Consider the following 17307-nt stretch of genomic DNA (forward strand, 5'->3'; position numbering starts at 1 on the left):
ATCACGGGCCGGGCGGCGGCACATCGGATGCCGCGGGCCGAACCCCGCCGACCATGCTACGCCTCACGCCTGGAAGAACCCGACCATCGCAGGCCAACCCCGTACCGGCCTCGTTACGAGAGCGACAGGCGGACCCGCGGCTCCTCGGGCGGCACGGCGGCGAGGAGCCGCCGGGTGTACTCATCGGACGGCTCGGCGAAGATGTGCCGGGCGGGGGCCGACTCGACGACTCTCCCGTCACGCAGCACGACCACGTCGTGACTCATCTGCTGCACGATCGCGAGGTCGTGAGCGATGAAGAGGTACGTCAGCCCGAGCTCGTTCTGCAGGTCGCGCAGAAGGTCGAGCACGCGCGCCTGCACCGAGACGTCGAGCGACGCCGTCGCCTCATCGAGGATCATCAGCTCCGGTTCGAGGGCAAGTGCGCGAGCGATCGAGATGCGCTGACGCTGCCCGCCCGACAACTCATGGGGGAACCGAGTCGCGAACGCCGCAGGAAGACCGACCATGTCGAGGAGCTCTGCTGTGCGCCGCTCTCGCGCCGCGGCATTCGGCCCGCCGAGCCGGTGTACGGTGAGAGGTTCGGCGATGGCGTCACCGACGCTCCGCCGCGGGTCGAGCGAGGCGAACGGGTCTTGGAAGACCATGGAGATCCGCCGACGGTCGCGCCGCCCGGCGCGCAGCACGTCGCGACCGGCGAGCGTGGCGGTGCCCGAGTCGGGTCGCACGAGACCCGTCAGGGTGTTCGCGATCGTCGACTTGCCCGAACCCGATTCCCCCACGAGAGCCGTCGTGCAGCCCCGCCGCACCGAGAACGACACCCCGTCGACGGCGTGGATGGTGCGACGTCCGGTGGGAGTCGGAATCGTGAACGACACATCGAGATCTGTCACCTCGAGAAGGGACTCGGATGCCGCGGGCTCGGGCGGGCCGGCATCCGCCACGATCCGCGGCCGCGCGCGGAGCAGCTCACGCGTGTAGTCGTCGTCGGGGGCGGCGTAGATGTCGCCGATGGGCCGGTGCTCGCGGGTCCGTCCCTCGCGCAGTACGAGGACGTCGTCGGCCACTTGCCCGATGACGCCGAGGTCGTGGCTGATCCACACCACGGCGGTGCCGCGCTCGTTCTGGAGCTCGCGCACGAGGTCGATGATCTGGGCCTGGGTGGTGACGTCGAGCGCAGTCGTCGGCTCGTCGGCGATCAGCAGCGCCGGATCGCAGGCCAGCGCGATCGCGATCATCGCGCGCTGACGCTGACCACCGGAGAACTGGTGCGGGTAGGCGTCGACACGCTCGTCGGGTCGGGGCAGGCCGACGGCGTCGAGCAGGTCGATCGCACGCGTGCGCGCCGCGCGGCGTGACAGACGGCGATGGGTCTCGAGCGACTCGGTGATCTGCCGACCCACGGTCAGGAACGGGTTGAGCGACGTCGACGGGTCCTGGAAGACGAAACCGACGCGGTCGCCGTGCACGCTGCGCAGCGTGCGCTCGGATGCGCCGACGAGCTCCACGCCCGCGGCATCGATGCTGCCGTCGTCGTTCCGGCGGCGCAGCACGCTCGATCCGCCGACGCGGGCCCCCGGGGCGTCGATGAGTCCGGTCGCTGCCAGCACCGACATCGTCTTACCCGACCCCGACTCGCCCACGATGCCGAGCGTCTGGCCGGCGATGACGTCGAAGCCGAGGCCGTGAACGATCTCTCTCGTACCGATGGCCACGCGCAGATCGCGCACCGAGAGCACCGGGTGAGCAGCGGCGGTCATCGCGCCCTCCTCGCTTCGATCAGGGTCCGCTGACGCGGATCGAGGATGTCGCGCAGGCCATCGCCCACGAGGTTGAAGGCGAGCGCCGTGACGAAGATCGCGGCCCCCGGGAAGACGCTCATCCACCAGGCCTGGCCGAGGAAGCCCTGCGCGGTGAACAGCATCCCTCCCCACGATGGCGCCGGAGGCTGCACCCCGAGCCCGAGGAACGACAGCGCCGCCTCGGAGAGGATCGCGAAGGCGAGCGACAGCGAGGTCTGAACGACGACGGGACCGGCGATGTTGGGAAGCACATGGCGGGTGAGGATCCACCACCCGGGCGTCCCCATCGTCTGCGACACCTGGACGAACGCAGAGGTGCGCACCGACAGCGCGCTGGCTCGGGCCACCCGCGCGAAGATCGGGGTGTAGACGATGCCGATCGCGATCGTCGTCGTCACCTGGCCCGGCTGGAAGATCGCGACGATCGCGAGCGCGAGCAGCAGCACCGGGAACGCGAACATCACGTCGACGACCCGCATGAGGGCGGCATCCACCCACCCGCCGCGGTAACCCGCGACGGCGCCTATCGCGAGGCCGAGGACGAGGGCGAACAGCACGGCGACCACCGCGATCGTGAGCGAGGTCGACCCCGCCACGAGCACGCGCGAGAGGACGTCGCGACCGAGCTCGTCGGTGCCGAACCAGTGGTCGGGGCCGGGGGGCTGCAACGCGCGCGAGACGTCGATGTCGTTGATGCCGAAGGGGGCGATCCAGCCTGACAGCACCGAGAGCAGCACGATGGCGAACAGGCCGGCACCACTGACCACCGTCGTCGGGTTGGACAGCAGCAGACGCCAGGCAGGCGTGCGGCCATGCTCGGTGGCGGCGGGTGCCGTGGCGGGCTCGGAGGCGGAAGAGGCGTCGATGGTCATGAGACACGGATCCTCGGGTCGGCGATCGCGTAGAGCACGTCCACGATGAGGTTGACCGCGATGAACATCACGGCCACCAGCAGCACGGCCCCCTGGATGAGCGGATAGTCGCGGGCGGCCACGGCTTCGAACACGAGACGTCCGAGACCCGGCCAGGCGAAGACCACCTCGACAACGACGACGCCGCCGAGAATGGTCGCGAGCTGAATCCCGGCGATCGTCAGAACCGGAACCAGAGCGCCGCGCACGATGTGCCGGAACGTCACGACACGGCGCGGAAGGCCCTTCGACACCGCGGTGCGGACATACCCCGCCGACGCCACGTCGATGACGGCCGCCCGGATGTAGCGGGTCATGATCGCTCCCGCGACCAGGCCGACGGTGAGCCCGGGCAGGAACACCTGTCGCAGCCACCCGCCGGGGTCGGTGCCGAAGGCGACGTAGCCACTCGCCGGCAGCCAGCCGAGCGTCACGGAGAAGAGCGAGATGAGCAGCATCCCGAGCCAGAAGTCGGGGATCGAGACGCCGAACTGGCTCGTGAGCCGCACGATGACATCGCTCAGGCGTCCCTCGCGGAGGGCTGAGTAGATGCCGGCGGGCACGGCCAGGACCAGCGCGATGACGAGGCCGACCAGAGCCAGCGAGACCGTCGCCGGCAGGCGGTCGAGCAAGGTCACCGTCACCGGCTGGCCGTTGCGGAAGCTCACCCCGAGGTCCCCCGTGACGGCGCTGCCGAGGTAGCCGAAGAACTGCTCCCACAGCGGGCGGTCGAGACCGGATGCCGCGCGCAGTGCCTCGTAGGCCTCGGGGGTGTACCGCGTGCCGAGGGCCAATCGCACCGGGTCGCCCGGCACGAGCTGGATGAGGGCGAAGACGACGACGGCGACCCCGAGCAGCACGAGCGCCGACGAGAGCAGGCGCACGCCGAGGAACCGCGCGATGCGTGCGGGGCTGATTCTCATGAGGCCTCCTCTCGGGGGGACCGTGGTGCTCGAGGTCGTCATGTCAGTCGCCGATCGATGCGCCGGCGAACCGGATGGCGCGGTCGGCGCGCGTCTCGTAGCCCGAGACCTGCGGCGACCACACCTGGATGACCGACGGGTTGTAGAGGTAGATGTAGCTGGCCTCGTCGGCGATGATGGTCGCGGCCTGGGCGTAGAGGCCCTTGCGCGCGTCCTGGTCGACCTCGACACGGGCGGCGTCGAGCAGTCCGTCCACCTCACTGTTGGAGTACTTCTGCGCGTTGCTGGCCCCATTGGTGTGGTGCTGCGAGTAGTAGAAGTCGTCGGGGTCGATGTTGCCGAGCCAGCCCATCATGAGCATGTCGAAGTTGCCGGAGTTCTGCTCGTCGAGCCAGGTCGAGAAGTCGGGCTGGCGGATCTGCACGTCGATGCCGAGCGGTTCGAGGTTCGCGGCGATGATCTGTGCAGCCGTGACGGTCTCGGGGTAGTCGGACGTGGCCAGCAGGTCGAGCGTTCCGCCGGCGAAGCCGGCCTCGTCGAGCAGCCCGCGGGCGGTGTCGAGGTCGGTCGAGTACCGGTCGTACGAGGTGTACCAGACGCTCTGCTCGGGGATCGCGAGCTGGTTCTGGGCTGCGGTTCCGTAACTGACCGCCTGGACGATCGCGTCGCGATCGATCGCGTAAGCGATCGCTTGCCGCACCCGCACGTCACTCCACGGTCCCCGTGCCTCGTTCAGCGCCAGGTACCAGTAGTCGCTCGAGGGCGTGAGGCCGAGCTGCACCGCGTCGTCGCCCTGAAGGTCGGCGACCTGCTGCGTCGGCACGACATCGGTCCACTGGATGTCTCCGGCGCGGAGCGCGGCGAGAGCCGTCGCCGGCTCGGAGATGAATCGGAACTCGACACCGCCGAGGTCGGGCGCACCACCCCAGTAGTCCTCGTTGGCGGCGAGGTCGATGCGGTCGCCGGCCGTGTAGCTCGCGACCGAGAACGGTCCGGTGCCGATCGGCGCGGTGGTGATGTCGCCCGACTCGACGTTCTCCTTCTTCACGATCGCCATGCCCTTGAAGCCGCCGATGTTGCTCAGCAGGTTCGGCGTGGGCTGCGACACGGTGATGACGACGGTGTCGTCGTCGGGAGCGGTGACGTCGGTGACCGCGCTGAACTTCCAGGCGTTGGCGAGTTCCTCGTCGATGATGCGGTCGTAGGAGTAGACGACATCCGCGCTGGTGAAGTCGGATCCGTCGTGGAAGGTGACGCCGTCGCGCAGATCGAAGGTCCAGGTGAGCTGGTCGTCGCTGACTTCCCAGCTCTCGGCGAGAGCGGGCTGCATCTCGAGGTTCTCATCGGGGGCGACGAGCGTGTCGAAGACGTTCTCGAGCACCTCGAACGCGAAGTACGAGCTCGTGCGATGCGGGTCGAGCTGGTCGGGTTCACCGCCGATGGCCGCGACGAGGACGTCTCCTTCGACGCCGGCGGCGCCGTCGAGGTCGACGCCTTCGCCCGCGGAGCAACCGGCGAGGGTGAGCGCCGCGACGAAAGTCACGGCGCCGAATGCGGTGCGCTTGTTCATGGTCTGCCTATCGGGTCATCGGTCAGGGCATCATCGCTGGTGCATCATTTTGATGATGATTCGATCAGTATGTGCCACCATGAGGGAGGGCGACAAGCACAGGCCCATCTCGAAACAGAATCTTCACAATCGCCCCGCGAGAGGAATCGCATGACCTTCACCGTCCTGGCACGCGACGGCCGTACGGGCCTGATCGGCGCCGCCACGGCGAGCAGGTCGCTCGCCGTCGGCAACGCCGTCATCGAGGTGCGGCGGGGCGTCGGCGCGGCGGCGAGCCAGGCCTGGACCAACCGGGCGTTGCGGGGCCGCCTTCTCGACGCCGTCGCGTCGGGATCCGCAGCGGATGCCGTCGCCCTCATCCCCCATTGGGATGACGAGCCGGCACTGCGCCAGGCCGCCGTCCTGCCGTCGGCAGGTCCCGGCGCAGCGCACACGGGTGCGGACACGTCGCCGTGGAGCGGCCACCTCGTCGAGAGTGACCTGATCGTCGCCGGCAACCTGCTGACCGGCGAAGACGTGCTCACTGCCATCCGAGACGCCTGGATGGCAGGTGACGACGATGACGAGGTCGCCCCGGCCCCCGATGCGGCCGCGTTCGCCGCGCGTCTCGTCGCCGCTCTCGCGGCGGGGGAAGCGCAAGGCGGTGATCGCCGGGGTCGCCAGAGCGCTGCGGTCGTCGTGACCTCGTCGAGTCTCGCCGGAGACGCATGGGTCGACCTCCGGGTCGATGACCACGGCAACCCACTCGCCGAGCTCCACCGGCTCGTCGAGCTGCGCGCGAGCGATCTGCGCGCGGATCTCAGCGCTCGAAGGGCGTAACGGCGCCGAGCACGACCGTCACATCATCGTGCCCGTTGGCCCACCAGTGCGCCTCGGAACAGCCGTAGGTCACCGTGTCGCCGGCTTCGAGCCGCACGCGGCGCTCGCCCTGCGCGACGATGAGCACCCCGCGTTCGACCGTAACGGTCTCGGTGCCGATGTGCCGGAACGGGCGGCTCTCGTTGCTGAACCCGACCGGCAGGGTCGACCGGATCAGCTGCAGCATCGACTCCCCCCGGGGGGTCAGCAGTTCGCGGACCGACTGCTGACCGGCGGGGATGTCGGCGATCGGCGGCATCCGGTGCCCCTGGCCGGCGACCACGACGGCGAGCTCACCCGCCGGCTCGTCGAGCAACTGGCCGACCGGCACACCGAGGGCACCCGCGAGTCGATGGATCGACTGGAGCGACGGATTGCCCATTCCGCGCTCGAGCTGGCTGACGAGCCCGAAGCTCACTCCCGCCTTCTCCGCGAGGGCGTGCACGCTCAGCCCGAGGCGCTTACGCGAGTCACGGACGGTCGCGCCGAGAGCGCGCACCGCTTGGGCTTCGTCGGTCTCGGGAGGGCGCGTCACGCCTGTCACCCTACCGGCGACGACACCATGCGCCGGGGTGCATCACGACGACAGGGCGCCCGACCGTGTGGTCGGGCGCCCTGTCGAGAGGGGTCTGATCAGCTGGCGGCAGCGAGGTTCTTCGCGACGTGCGCGTGCACGGCCTTCAGCCACGAGAGCAGGAACTCGGACGTCGACTCGTTGGTGACGGTGCCGTCGTCGTCGATCAGCCCCTCGGTGAGCTGCAGGTAGCCCTCGGGCTGCGAGAGCTCGGGCGACGCGAGGAACGAGAGGATCGAGCGCAGGTGCTGCTGCGCGACGGCGGTGCCCACCGCGCCGATGGAGATGCCGATGACGGCGGACGGCTTGCCGGCGAAGCTGTTGTCGCCCCACGGACGGCTCGCGGTGTCGAGAGCGTTCTTCAGGACGCCGGGCACCGAGCGGTTGTACTCGGGGGTGACGATGATGACACCGTCGGCCTTCTCGACCGCAGCCTTGAACTCGGCAGCCTCGGCGGGGATCGACGCGTCGTTGTCAGCCGAGTAGAAGGGCAGCGGTGCGATCGGGATCTCGGTGAGCTCGAGCCCGGCCTGCGGGGCCAGCTTGGTGAGCGCCTTCGCCAGACGACGGTTGATCGAGGTCGACGAGATGCTGCCGACGATGACGCCGACGTTGTAGGTGGTCATGGACGAAACCTCCCGGGGGATCGATTCATTTGCATACAGTGTACCCGTCGTAGAACGCGAAAAGCCCCCGCGATGCGGGGGCTTTCTCGGTGGACCTGAGGGGATTCGAACCCCTGACCTCTTCATTGCGAACGAAGCGCGCTACCAACTGCGCCACAGGCCCGGAACTCCCCCACACTATCACGCTGTCAGGGTGCACCCGCGCGCGCACAATGGAGGGATGCACCACCCCGCGGCATCTGTCATTCGCAAAGTCCGCGTCTCCGACGCCACCGCCGTCGACATCCGCATCGCCGACGGCCTGATCACCTCGGTCGAGCCGGCCACGCCGCAGGCGCCGTCCGCAGACGCGGGCGACACTGGCCTCGAGATCGACGGGCGCGGGATGCTCGCGCTGCCCGGCCTCGTCAACACCCACGCCCACGTTGACAAGTCGTGGTGGGGACTCCCGTGGCAGTCGTACGGCGGCGAGGGCGGCACCGATGGCCGCATCCGACACGAACGCGCCCGCCGCGACGAGCTGGGGATCCCGAGCGTCGCGACGACGGCGCACGTCCTCGAGCAGTTCGTCCGTCACGGCACGACCGCGATCCGCACGCATGTCGATGTCGACCTCGGTGTCGCCCAGCGCGGCATCGAAGCGGTGCGCGAAGCGGTCGCGGCATACGACGGGGCCCTCCAGGTGCAGATCGTGGCCTTCCCCCAGGACGGCGTGCTGCGCCGCCCCGGCGTCATCGACCTGCTCGACGAGGCGGCCGCCGCCGGCGCGGAGTTCATCGGCGGGCTGGATCCTGCGTCGATCGATCGCGACCCGGTCGGCCAGCTCGACGCGCTCTTCCGCGTCGCCGCCGACCGCGGGGTCGGAATCGACCTGCATCTGCACGACCCCGCCGAGCTCGGCGCGTTCCAGATTGAGCTGATCATCGAGCGGACCGAGCGGTTCGGCCTCGCGGGACGCGTCAACCTCGCGCACGGGTTCGCGCTCGCACAGGTCGGCGCGTCGCACCGACGCGACCTGCTGCAGGCGATGGCCGCGCTCGACATCACGATGACGACAGTGGCGCCCCTGCGCCTCTCCCAGCTGCCGCTTCACGAGATGGATGCCGCGGGCGTGCGCTTCGGCTTCGGCACCGACGGCATCCGCGACCTGTGGAGCCCCTACGGCACCGGTGATCTGCTCGGCATCGCCTGGCAGTACGCCCGCGCCTCGAGCCTCGTCCGCGACGACGACCTGCGCCGTGTGGTCGACATCGCGACGGGCGGTTCGGCCCCCTTCGCGGGACTGCCGGTCGGCCGGATCGAGGCGGGCTCTCGCGCCGACATCATCCTCGTCGACGCAGAGAACCCGATGGACGCCCTCGTTCGGACGCCCGAGCGCGAGCTCGTCGTGGGGAACGGGCGCGTCCTGTTGCAGCGCTGAGCCGGGATCAGCCTGCTGCGCGCTGCGCGAGAAGTCGCCGGACGTGGTCCTCGATCTGCGCGTCGTCGACCTGACCCGTCGGCACGAACGCCGGGGTGGGTGCCTTGGCGGCGCGGCTGGCGGCAATGGATGCCGGCGCGCGACGCGCGGCCTCTCGCTGGATCGCCTCACCGACGGCGGCCTGACGGAGAGCTTCGCGCGCGTCGACCTCGTCGAGCACGGCGGCGGCACGCGACCCGGCCGAGGCCGTAAGCGGGCGGGGCAGCTCGCGGGGAGTCCAGGTGGCACGCGCGTCGGCGAACTCGAACTCGGGCACCACGGCCGAGGCCGGCTGGACGGTAGCGGTGACAGACGGCGCGACGACGGCAGAGCGGGCGGCGCGTCGAGCAACCGCAGCCATACGGTTGAGCACGACGGTGGCCACGAGCAGGGTCGCGATGCCCGCGATCAGCAGCGCGGCCGATCCGGACGATGCCAGCATCCAGCCGCCGGCGCCGCTCGCGCCGACAGCCAGCAGAGCGACGATCGTCGTCGCCAGGCGGAGACGGCGACGGACACGCGCGCGGTGCTCGGGCGACGTCATGCGTGCGGAGCGCGCGACACGCACTTCGCGGCGCGCTTCGATGAGCCGGCGGCGCTCGCTCTCGAGTCGCAGCTGCTCCTTCTCGTGCTGCACCTGACGCGCGAGCTTCTGCTGCGCCAGCGCGGTGCGCGTCGAGAGCTCGACCCGCACCTCCTCCGGCGCCTCAGCCGTCTCGGCGAGCACGCGCAGCGCCTGGTTCAGGCGGACGGCGTTGCGCTCGGCGGCGTCGTAGCGGTAACGACTGTGCCAGGACGGAAGCAGATAGACCATCCACAACGCGACCGCGACGAGGACGATCACGCCGCCGCCGAGAACCTGCCCACCCATGGGGACAACCGTACGTGGCATCCCGCGTGGTGACACATCAGACACACGCGTGTCTGAAGTTCTTGTTCAACTTTAAGGTTCGAGTCCCGCCGCGCGACGGTCGGCACGGGGGATGGCCGCCGCATCAGGCGGCACTGCGCCCTCGAGCCAGCGCCCGAGGACGCCGCGCGGCACCTCCTCCGCGACGAGTGCGAAAGCGAAGTGATCGCGCCAGTCGCCGTCGATGTGGATGTAGCGACGGCGGAGTCCCTCGTAGCGGAATCCGAGCTTCTCGACCACCCGCAGGCTCGCCCGGTTCTCCGGCCGGATGCAGATCTCCATCCGGTGCAGCCGCAGTTCCTCGAAGCAGAGGTCGGTCGCGAGGGCGACAGCGGTCGGCGTGATGCTCTTGCCGGCGAACCGCTCGCTCACCCAGTACCCGATCGTCGCCGACGACAGTGAGCCGCGCGCGATGCCCCAGACGTTCAGCTGCCCCGCGATCTGCCCCTCGTGCTCCATGACGAAGGGCACACCGGCGCCGTCACGGTACTGCTGCAGCAGACGTCGGATCCCGAGGCGCATGTCGAACGACACGGGACCGTCGGGGCTCGTCGCTTCCCACCGCTGCAACCACGACCGGTTCGCGAGCAGCTCGGACTGCAGGATGCGGGCGTCGCGCGGCCTGATCAGCCGAATGGCCACCGGTCCGTGGTGGCGGGGTGCGGTGGCATCCACGCGCGTTCCCGTTTCTCGTGTCAGAGGTTTTCTCGTGTCAGAGGGTCTCGACGAAGTCCTTCAGCCACGGGCGGAGCTCGGGTCCGAGGTCATCACGGTCAGAGGCGAGCTGCACGATGGCCTTGATGTAGTCGAGTCGGTCCCCGGTGTCGTAGCGGCGTCCGCGGAAGACGACACCCAGGACTCCCTCGGTCGTCGCGAGCTCCTGCAGCGCATCGGTCAGCTGGATCTCGCCACCCTTGCCCGGCTCGGTGCGCTCGAGGATCTCGTACACGTTCGGCTTGAGCACGTACCGACCGATGATGGCGTAGTTGGACGGAGCGTCCTCCTTCTTCGGCTTCTCGACCAGGCCCGTGACCTTCACGACATCGGGGTCGTCGGTCGGCTCGACCGCGGCAGCGCCGTACAGATGGATCTGGTCGGGATCGACCTCCATGAGCGCCACGACGGTCAGGCCCGAGCGCTCCTGCTCGGCGAGCATCTTGGGCAGCAGCGGGTCGCGCTCGTCGATCAGGTCGTCGCCGAGCATGACGGCGAAGTTCGAGTCGCCGACGTGCGCGCGGGAGCGCAGCACCGCGTGACCGAGACCCTTCGGCTCGCCCTGACGGACGAAGTGGATGTCGGCGAGGTCGGACGACTCCTGCACCTTGCGGAGCTTGACGTCGTCGCCCTTGCGGGTGAGGTTGTGCTCGAGCTCGGGGACGGAGTCGAAGTGGTTCGAGAGGTTGTTCTTGTTGCGACCGATGATGATCAGGACATCGTCGATGCCGGCCTGCGTCGCCTCTTCAACGACGTACTGGATCGCGGGCTTGTCGACGACCGGCAGCATCTCCTTCGGCATCGCCTTCGTCGCGGGAAGGAAGCGGGTACCGAGACCCGCGGCAGGGATGACGGCCTTGATGCGCTGCTGAGACATGGGTCCACCATATCGATCAGGTGGCGCAGGCGAGTGGTTTGATGCCCACCCTTTACAATCGGGGGCATGTCCGACGCGATCGACAACGCCAAGCGCGCTCTGCGGGCGGACCTCCGCGAACGCCGGTACGGGATGTCGGATGCCGCTCGCGCAGCTGCGGCAGACGGCATCCGCACACAGCTCCGCGAACTCGTCGCCAGCACCGGTGCCCGCTCGATCTCGTGCTACCTCTCGGCGCCGACCGAGCCCGGCACGCGCGCCTTCATCGACGAAGCCGTGGCCGCGGGCGTCCGGGTACTCCTGCCCATCAGCCGCAACGACGGTCTGCTCGACTGGGTCGTCGCCGAGCCGGGCGCCGCCGTTTCGGACGGACTGTTCGGCATTCCCGAGCCCATCGGTGAAGTGCTCAGTCCGATCTCCGTCGGAGAGGTCGATCTGCTGGTGATCCCCGCCGCGGCGGTCGACTCCGCCGGCATGCGTCTCGGCTGGGGCCGCGGCTACTTCGACAAGACCCTCGGTTCGATGGAGAACCGCCCGCCGGTGTACGCCGTGCTCTTCGACTCCGAACTCGTCGACGAGGTGCCGCGCGATCTGCACGATCAGCCGGTCACCGGCGTCGTCACTCCCACCCGAACCGTCGTCCTCGCCCCCGAGGCGCACTGAAGACCGAGGAACCATGCCCACCTACGCCTACGCCTGCAAGTCGTGCGGGCACCGCTTCGATGCGGTCCAGTCCTTCGCCGACCCCGCTCTCACCGTCTGCCCCGAGTGCTCGGGCGAGCTCCGCAAGCAGTACGGGTCGATCGGCGTGACGTTCAACGGCGGTGGCTTCTACCGCACCGACTCCCGCGCAAGCGGCTCGGAGGCGGGCACGTCAACCGGTGGCGGCGACTCCTCGTCTTCGGCATCATCGAAGTCCGAGGCGAAGTCCTCCCCCGCCGCGGCGGGTTCATGACACCCGGCGCGTCCGGAGAGAGGAGAGCCATGATCAAGGGCTTCCGCGACTTCATCATGCGCGGCAACGTCATCGACCTGGCGGTCGCCGTGGTCATCGGCGGTGCGTTCACCGCCATCGTCAACGCGATCGTATCGAGCATCATCAACCCACTCGTCGAGCTGTTCTACCAGCCCAACGAAGAGGGCATCGCCGGCCCGACGCTCACCGGGATCTACGGTCAGCCGGTCCCGTTCCCCCTGGGGGGACTCATCAGCGCGATCATCAGCTTCTTCGCCGTCGCTCTCGTGGTCTACCTCGTGTTCGTCGTTCCGATGAACAAGTGGAAGGAGCGTCAGGCCGCCAAGGCCGGCGTCGTCGAAGAGGCGGCGAAGCTCCCGACCGAGCAGGAGCTCCTCATCCAGATCCGCGATCTGCTGGAGAAGAACAACGCCGCGACCTCTGCTTCGAGCGCCGCAGCCGCGACCACCGACGCCCCGCTGCGCCGTTCGCAGAACACTCCCCCGGCGGCGCCGTCCGCCTGACCGGATCAGTAGTGCGGCGGAACCTCGTTCCGCATCCGCGCATCATTCGGACCGGATGCCCCGGCCGCGCCCTCGGCGCCGGCCGGGGCATCCGTCGTCTCATCGGCCGATGTCGGCTCGGCCGTCGTACCCGGAGCGGCAGTCAGTCGAGCTCGGCGGCTGCCGACCCGCTCGACCCGCTGTCGGTCACTCGATGACATCGAGCGGCTCGGTGCTCGCGTCCGCGGTCGGCGCCTCGGGCTCGACGCCCAGGATCGCAGCGACGCGCGCGGCCACACCGGCAGGGTCGCTGTAGAGGTCGAACGAGTGCACGCGGATGTAGTGCCATCCCAGCCGCCGCAGAATCTGGGGCCGCAGCCGCAGCGACTCCCGGAGCGACTGTCCGATCGTTTCGGGGTCACCCTCGACGACGACGGCCTTGCCGTCACGCTGGGCGACCAGCGGCAGCAGCCCGCGATACGCGACATCGACCGCGACGCCCAGACGGCGGAGGTTCTGCGCGAGGGCCAGAGTCAGCGGGTCGGCGAGGTCTTCGAGACGGGCCTCGCGAGCGCGTGCCGCGATTCCCCCGAGGATCGACATGAGCGTGGCGGCGCCGTTCTCGAGTCGTCCGTCGTCGAACGCCGACGGCCGGATCGACGACACGATCACCATGGAACGGCGGGCGCGCGTCATGCCGACGGTCAGCAGCCGCTCACCATCCGGCCCCGACAGCACACCGAAGTCGCTCAGCACGCGCCCGTGGCGCGTCAGACCGTAACCGAGCGAGAACACGACGCGGTCTCGGCTCTCGGCGACCGACTCCTCGAGCCCGAGCACGGCGAACGGCTCAGCCGTCTCGCGGCCGACGAACTCGGCGACATCCGATCGTCCGGCGAAAGCAGCCTCGACGGCGGCCCGGATGCGGAGGGCGTGTTTGGTCGACGCCGTGACGACCATCAGCGACTCGTTCGGCCGGTTGACGGCGTGCTCGACGACGAGCGTCACGACACGGGCGACCTCGGCATCGGGGCTCTCGACCGCTCCCGAGTCGGGGTCCGGTGCACCGACACCGCCCTCGACGTAGTCGACGCTGAGGCTGCCGCGTCCAAGATACGAGCCGGCCCAGGGGAACGAGACGATCTCGCCCCCGTAGAAGGCCTCGTTGACGAGTTCGGCGAGGTCTTCGCCGCCCGCGCGATAGCTGCGGGTCAAGGTCTCGACCGGAACGATCTCGGCGAGGCGCTCGAAGACGCTCCGCTCGTCGGGGTCTGCGATCGGCTCGTCCGACGGATCGCGGTCGGCGGCGATCTCGAACGGGGTCGGGCGCTGCGTGACGGGGTCGCCGAACGCGACGATCTGCCGCCCGCGGCGAAGGGCCGAGGCCGATTCGGCGACGCTCAGGGCGCCGGCATCCGCCAGGATCACGACGTCGAATGCGGGCCGAGCCGGCAGGGAGGCCACCTCGTAGGGCGACGCGATCCAGACGGGCGCGAGCGTGCGCAGGAGCTTCGGTGCGACGGCGAGCAGTTCGGCAGCCGACGCTGTGCCCTCGCGCAGCGCGGCCTTGAGCGCCGCGGTCTCGTCAGCCTCGTCGACGATCGCGATCTTCCATCGCGTCGCGAGCTCGGCCGCCAGCTGCTGCCCCGCCGAGGCGGCGTGCGCCTCGTCGACGAGGCGGAAGTCGCGTTCGAGACGATCGACGACGCTGGTGTTGGCTCCGAGCAGTGCACGGTCGCTGCGAAGCATCGCCTCGAGGGCGGACTGCCACCAGGCGAACTCGAACTCCGCCGCGACGCGCTCCTCGGGCACATGGCGCACCGAAAGCTCGGTGAGCAGGCCCTCGAGGCCGAGGGAAGCGAGTTCACCGCGCAGCGTCGCTCGTTCGACGAGGTTGTCGAACACGTCGGACTCCGCGGCGAGCCCGGCGAGGATCCGCACGAGCTCGGGGATCGGCGTCGCGAGCAGATCGTGCCCCGGGCCGAGCACGCGTGAGAGCTCGGCGAGATCGGCGTCGACGCGCTGCCACGAGGTCGCGACCGCGTCGAGACCCGCGGGGATCTCGGGGACGACGCCCACTTCGGCCAGACGCTGCCACTGCTCGCGCTGCTTCTGCACGCGCACGAGGGCGTCGTGCATGTCGGTGACGTGCATGCCCGGCCGGACGTACTCCTTCGAGAGCCGTCGCAGGCGACGCCGTGTCGCACCGTTCATCTCGGGAGTGTCGCGGCGGGTGGAGTGCGCCTCGATCAGATCGCCCAGCGGACGCTCGAAGACGGTCAGGCTGAAGCGGTCGAGCGACGCGCGGATCCCCTGGAGAAGGCGGATGTACGCACCGAGCTCCGCGAGCGTCGTGAACGGCCGCATCCGGGTCTGCCCGATGAGCTCGTACCCGCGCTCGAGGATCTCGGGGATCTCGGTGCGATGCAGGCGGCCTGCCAGAGCGTGTGCCGCGCGTGCCTGCTCGGTCGTCTCGAACGCGACGCCGTACCACGGCGAGTCATCGGGCCCGAAACGGAACTCGCCCAGCCGAGCGGCGGTCGCGAGCGATGCGGCCGCTTCGGCGCGACGCGTCGAGAGGCGCTGGAGGGTCGCGGCATCGAAGCGCGTGGCTGCCGACGGCTGCGGCGACTCGGCCGCGATCGTCGTCAGCTTCTGCAGCACTTCGAGCGGCGAGACGCCGAGCATGGGATGCCGCTGCGTCAGCGAGACGCGATAGTCGCGCAGAACCGTGCGCAGCCGAACGAGGGCGTCGTCGATCTCGCCCATCTTCGGGTGCTGCGCCTTCTCGTTGCGGGCGATCGCGCGAATGAGGTCGCGGTGGACGCCCCGGGGCGAGACGGCCAGCCCGGGCAGCCCGATGCCGGCGAGGCGGTGACGGACTCCCTCCAGAGTGGAGCGGCGAGCGCTGACGACGAGGACGCGCTTGCCGCGGCGGACCAGCTCGCCGACGGCGTTGATGATCGTCTGCGTGCCCCCTGTGCCCGGCAGCGTGTGGACGACGAGCGACTGCCCGGCGACAATCCGGTCGAGGACGCCTTCCTGCTCGGCGTCGGCGTCGAGCAGCAGTCGGTCGGATGCCGGCGGGCGGTCGTCCGAGGGAACGGCGTCGGGAACGGGGTAACGAGTAGCCACGAGCGCGCGGTCGTCCTCGTGGCCGGCGAGAGCGTTGAGCACGGGGACGTCGAGGTCTGCCGCATCGCGCTCGGCGCGAGCGGCGACATCCGCGAACGTCGAGACGATCAGCCGTGGCTGAACCGTGAAGGTGTCGACATGGGCGGTCAGGGCGCGCAGATGGTCGATGACGGGCTGCGGCTTGAAGATGCCGCCGTCGTACGCGAGCGCGGCGAGCCCGCGCCGGTCGAGGTCGATTCCGAAGTGCGCACGCGCGATCTCGACGAGCTCGGGATTGACGGAGAACGAGCCGTGCAGTTTGAGATCGAAGTCGCCGTGATGGCGGCGGATGGCGAGCGGTCGGAGAAGGACCGGGGCGTTGTAGGTGAGACCTCCGGCCCGCCACGAGGCGAATCCGACGCCCAGGTGGACGGTGTCGAGGCCGCGCGTGGTGCGGAGTTCGACGTCCTTCGCGGTGATGCGCCCGGCGGCGAGGCGGGCCGTGCGCAGCGCCACCTCGTCGCGGAAGAGGTTCGACAGGAGCGTCGAACGGCCGGTGATGAACTGCGGGAGGCTGCCCGGATGCGCCTTGGTGATGTCGATGCCGACATCGTCGGAAGCGATGTAGTGGAGCAGCGTCGAACGGCCGCCGAGGCGGGCGGCCTGCACACGGATGCGTTCACGCTCCGGGTCGGCCACGTGGGCGACGGCGACGTCGTCTTCGGCGACATCGAGTTGCGCCGGGGTCACCGAATCGACCCGAACCTCGTCGGCTGCGTCCGGACGGACGGCTCCTCGATCTCCTCGCCACACAGCACACACCCTAAGCGGCGCGCCTGCATCCGGCCCTCAGGCGCCGCCGAGTTTCGCGCTATTTCCGACACGCCGGACGATCGGCGGTTCCTCCCCCGGCGCCCGTCGCCGCCGCCCATCCCCCGCATCGTCGCCGCGCGCGGGGCGCAGCGGGGCCGCCCGGGATGATGGAGCCATGACCGACGCAGCATTCGCGGTGCACCCCACGCCGATCGGCGATGCCCTCCTGGTCGTGACCGAGACCGGCCTCGCCCACCTCGACATCCTGGACCGCCCCGCCGAGATCGCCCTCGCCGACCTCACCCTGAGCCTCGGCGCGCTCCCGGTCCACGACCCGGGCGCGGCTGCCGACGTGGCCGCCGAACTCGACGAGTACTTCGCGGGCCGGCTGCGGCAGTTCCGGACGCCGATCGACTGGCTCCTGGCCCCGCCGGGATTCGCCGGCGCCGCACTGCGCGCGGTCTGCCGCGTTCCCTACGGCGAGGTGGCGACCTACGGCGAGATCGCGATCACCGCCGGCTCACCGCGAGCGCACCGAGCCGTCGGGTCTGCGTGCGCGCGGACGCCGATCTCGATCGTCGTGCCCGCACACCGTGTCGTCCGCAGCGACGGATCGATCGGACAGTATGGCGGCCATCCCGAGCGCAAGCGATTCCTGCTCGACCTCGAGAGCAGAGCCGACTCCGGCCGCGTGTAGG

Annotated in this window: 16 protein-coding genes and 1 tRNA gene; 6 read left to right on the forward strand and 11 right to left on the reverse strand. The window is 69.8% G+C overall.

Annotated elements, in window-relative coordinates:
• Nucleotides 1-113: 113 nt before the first annotated feature.
• The 4 genes from ACLBWJ_RS11900 to ACLBWJ_RS11915 are packed head-to-tail and all read right to left on the reverse strand — an operon-like array spanning nt 114 to nt 5206.
• Nucleotides 114-1760 carry a dipeptide ABC transporter ATP-binding protein gene (locus tag ACLBWJ_RS11900; RefSeq protein WP_447660366.1) on the reverse strand — a complete coding sequence of 549 codons (1647 nt, stop codon included), beginning with the start codon at nt 1758-1760 and terminating at the stop codon, nt 114-116.
• Nucleotides 1757-2674, reverse strand: coding sequence for an ABC transporter permease (locus ACLBWJ_RS11905; RefSeq protein ID WP_274178568.1), 918 nt, complete (start codon nt 2672-2674; stop codon nt 1757-1759). Before ACLBWJ_RS11905 ends, ACLBWJ_RS11900 begins: the two co-directional genes overlap by 4 nt.
• A complete protein-coding gene (locus ACLBWJ_RS11910) occupies nt 2671-3636 on the reverse strand; it encodes an ABC transporter permease (protein WP_274178569.1) in 966 nt (321 codons plus the stop codon). Before ACLBWJ_RS11910 ends, ACLBWJ_RS11905 begins: the two co-directional genes overlap by 4 nt.
• Nucleotides 3637-3679: 43 nt before the next feature.
• Nucleotides 3680-5206: an ABC transporter substrate-binding protein gene (locus ACLBWJ_RS11915; RefSeq protein WP_274178570.1), complete on the reverse strand. Its 1527-nt coding sequence runs from the start codon at nt 5204-5206 to the stop codon at nt 3680-3682.
• A 150-nt stretch (nt 5207-5356) separates the two neighbouring features.
• On the opposite strand from ACLBWJ_RS11915, the gene ACLBWJ_RS11920 reads away from it, so the two are divergent.
• Complete coding sequence (locus ACLBWJ_RS11920) at nt 5357-6025, forward strand: DUF1028 domain-containing protein (RefSeq protein WP_274178571.1); 669 nt, start codon at nt 5357-5359, stop codon at nt 6023-6025.
• Here the strand turns inward: ACLBWJ_RS11920 and ACLBWJ_RS11925 are convergent.
• The 3 genes from ACLBWJ_RS11925 to ACLBWJ_RS11935 all read right to left on the reverse strand — a co-directional run bounded on the left by ACLBWJ_RS11925 (nt 6006) and on the right by ACLBWJ_RS11935 (nt 7427).
• Nucleotides 6006-6599 (reverse strand): helix-turn-helix domain-containing protein, encoded by a 594-nt coding sequence (locus ACLBWJ_RS11925; protein WP_282501081.1) that lies wholly within the window; start codon nt 6597-6599, stop codon nt 6006-6008. The two genes, ACLBWJ_RS11920 and ACLBWJ_RS11925, sit on opposite strands and share 20 nt — an antisense overlap.
• A gap of 98 nt (nt 6600-6697) precedes the next feature.
• The gene (locus ACLBWJ_RS11930; RefSeq protein ID WP_023954623.1) at nt 6698-7264 is read right to left on the reverse strand and encodes an NADPH-dependent FMN reductase; all 567 of its coding nucleotides are present in this window, start codon (nt 7262-7264) and stop codon (nt 6698-6700) included.
• Between the two features lie 90 nt (nt 7265-7354).
• Nucleotides 7355-7427, reverse strand: a tRNA-Ala gene (locus ACLBWJ_RS11935).
• Between the two features lie 57 nt (nt 7428-7484).
• Here ACLBWJ_RS11935 and ACLBWJ_RS11940 point away from each other — a divergent pair.
• Nucleotides 7485-8684 carry an amidohydrolase family protein gene (locus ACLBWJ_RS11940; RefSeq protein WP_282501082.1) on the forward strand — a complete coding sequence of 400 codons (1200 nt, stop codon included), beginning with the start codon at nt 7485-7487 and terminating at the stop codon, nt 8682-8684.
• 7 nt (nt 8685-8691) lie between these two features.
• Here the strand turns inward: ACLBWJ_RS11940 and ACLBWJ_RS11945 are convergent, their stop codons facing one another.
• The 3 genes from ACLBWJ_RS11945 to galU all read right to left on the reverse strand — a co-directional run bounded on the left by ACLBWJ_RS11945 (nt 8692) and on the right by galU (nt 11224).
• Nucleotides 8692-9594, reverse strand: coding sequence for a large exoprotein (locus ACLBWJ_RS11945; RefSeq protein ID WP_274178576.1), 903 nt, complete (start codon nt 9592-9594; stop codon nt 8692-8694).
• 72 nt (nt 9595-9666) lie between these two features.
• The gene (locus tag ACLBWJ_RS11950) at nt 9667-10308 is read right to left on the reverse strand and encodes a GNAT family N-acetyltransferase (RefSeq protein ID WP_404568602.1); all 642 of its coding nucleotides are present in this window, start codon (nt 10306-10308) and stop codon (nt 9667-9669) included.
• A 37-nt stretch (nt 10309-10345) separates the two neighbouring features.
• Nucleotides 10346-11224 carry a UTP--glucose-1-phosphate uridylyltransferase GalU gene (galU, locus tag ACLBWJ_RS11955; protein WP_447660367.1) on the reverse strand — a complete coding sequence of 293 codons (879 nt, stop codon included), beginning with the start codon at nt 11222-11224 and terminating at the stop codon, nt 10346-10348.
• A 66-nt stretch (nt 11225-11290) separates the two neighbouring features.
• Here galU and ACLBWJ_RS11960 point away from each other — a divergent pair, with 66 nt between their 5' ends.
• The 3 genes from ACLBWJ_RS11960 to mscL are packed head-to-tail and all read left to right on the forward strand — an operon-like array spanning nt 11291 to nt 12703.
• Nucleotides 11291-11887 carry a 5-formyltetrahydrofolate cyclo-ligase gene (locus ACLBWJ_RS11960; protein WP_447660368.1) on the forward strand — a complete coding sequence of 199 codons (597 nt, stop codon included), beginning with the start codon at nt 11291-11293 and terminating at the stop codon, nt 11885-11887.
• Nucleotides 11888-11900: 13 nt separating this feature from the next.
• Nucleotides 11901-12179 carry an FmdB family zinc ribbon protein gene (locus ACLBWJ_RS11965; RefSeq protein ID WP_447660369.1) on the forward strand — a complete coding sequence of 93 codons (279 nt, stop codon included), beginning with the start codon at nt 11901-11903 and terminating at the stop codon, nt 12177-12179.
• A gap of 29 nt (nt 12180-12208) precedes the next feature.
• On the forward strand, nt 12209-12703 hold the full coding sequence (gene mscL, locus ACLBWJ_RS11970) for a large conductance mechanosensitive channel protein MscL (protein WP_112617025.1): 495 nt from the start codon (nt 12209-12211) through the stop codon (nt 12701-12703).
• A gap of 186 nt (nt 12704-12889) precedes the next feature.
• On the opposite strand, the gene ACLBWJ_RS11975 is transcribed toward mscL, so the two are convergent.
• The gene (locus tag ACLBWJ_RS11975) at nt 12890-16618 is read right to left on the reverse strand and encodes an AAA family ATPase (protein WP_447660370.1); all 3729 of its coding nucleotides are present in this window, start codon (nt 16616-16618) and stop codon (nt 12890-12892) included.
• 166 nt (nt 16619-16784) lie between these two features.
• Here ACLBWJ_RS11975 and ACLBWJ_RS11980 point away from each other — a divergent pair, with 166 nt between their 5' ends.
• Nucleotides 16785-17306, forward strand: coding sequence for a methylated-DNA--[protein]-cysteine S-methyltransferase (locus ACLBWJ_RS11980; RefSeq protein WP_282501087.1), 522 nt, complete (start codon nt 16785-16787; stop codon nt 17304-17306).
• Nucleotide 17307 lies beyond the last annotated feature (1 nt).

This window comes from Microbacterium sp. M4A5_1d (genome assembly GCF_053345465.1).

Coding starts and splice junctions, on each gene's coding strand:
- ACLBWJ_RS11960 (WP_447660368.1), top strand. CDS start 11,291: ATGTCCGACGCGATCGACAACGCCAAGCGCGCTCTGCGGGCGGACCTC.
- ACLBWJ_RS11905 (WP_274178568.1), bottom strand. CDS start 2,674: ATGACCATCGACGCCTCTTCCGCCTCCGAGCCCGCCACGGCACCCGCC.
- ACLBWJ_RS11980 (WP_282501087.1), top strand. CDS start 16,785: ATGACCGACGCAGCATTCGCGGTGCACCCCACGCCGATCGGCGATGCC.
- ACLBWJ_RS11945 (WP_274178576.1), bottom strand. CDS start 9,594: ATGGGTGGGCAGGTTCTCGGCGGCGGCGTGATCGTCCTCGTCGCGGTC.
- ACLBWJ_RS11915 (WP_274178570.1), bottom strand. CDS start 5,206: ATGAACAAGCGCACCGCATTCGGCGCCGTGACTTTCGTCGCGGCGCTC.
- ACLBWJ_RS11940 (WP_282501082.1), top strand. CDS start 7,485: ATGCACCACCCCGCGGCATCTGTCATTCGCAAAGTCCGCGTCTCCGAC.
- ACLBWJ_RS11910 (WP_274178569.1), bottom strand. CDS start 3,636: ATGAGAATCAGCCCCGCACGCATCGCGCGGTTCCTCGGCGTGCGCCTG.
- ACLBWJ_RS11920 (WP_274178571.1), top strand. CDS start 5,357: ATGACCTTCACCGTCCTGGCACGCGACGGCCGTACGGGCCTGATCGGC.
- ACLBWJ_RS11900 (WP_447660366.1), bottom strand. CDS start 1,760: ATGACCGCCGCTGCTCACCCGGTGCTCTCGGTGCGCGATCTGCGCGTG.
- ACLBWJ_RS11930 (WP_023954623.1), bottom strand. CDS start 7,264: ATGACCACCTACAACGTCGGCGTCATCGTCGGCAGCATCTCGTCGACC.
- galU (WP_447660367.1), bottom strand. CDS start 11,224: ATGTCTCAGCAGCGCATCAAGGCCGTCATCCCTGCCGCGGGTCTCGGT.
- ACLBWJ_RS11965 (WP_447660369.1), top strand. CDS start 11,901: ATGCCCACCTACGCCTACGCCTGCAAGTCGTGCGGGCACCGCTTCGAT.
- mscL (WP_112617025.1), top strand. CDS start 12,209: ATGATCAAGGGCTTCCGCGACTTCATCATGCGCGGCAACGTCATCGAC.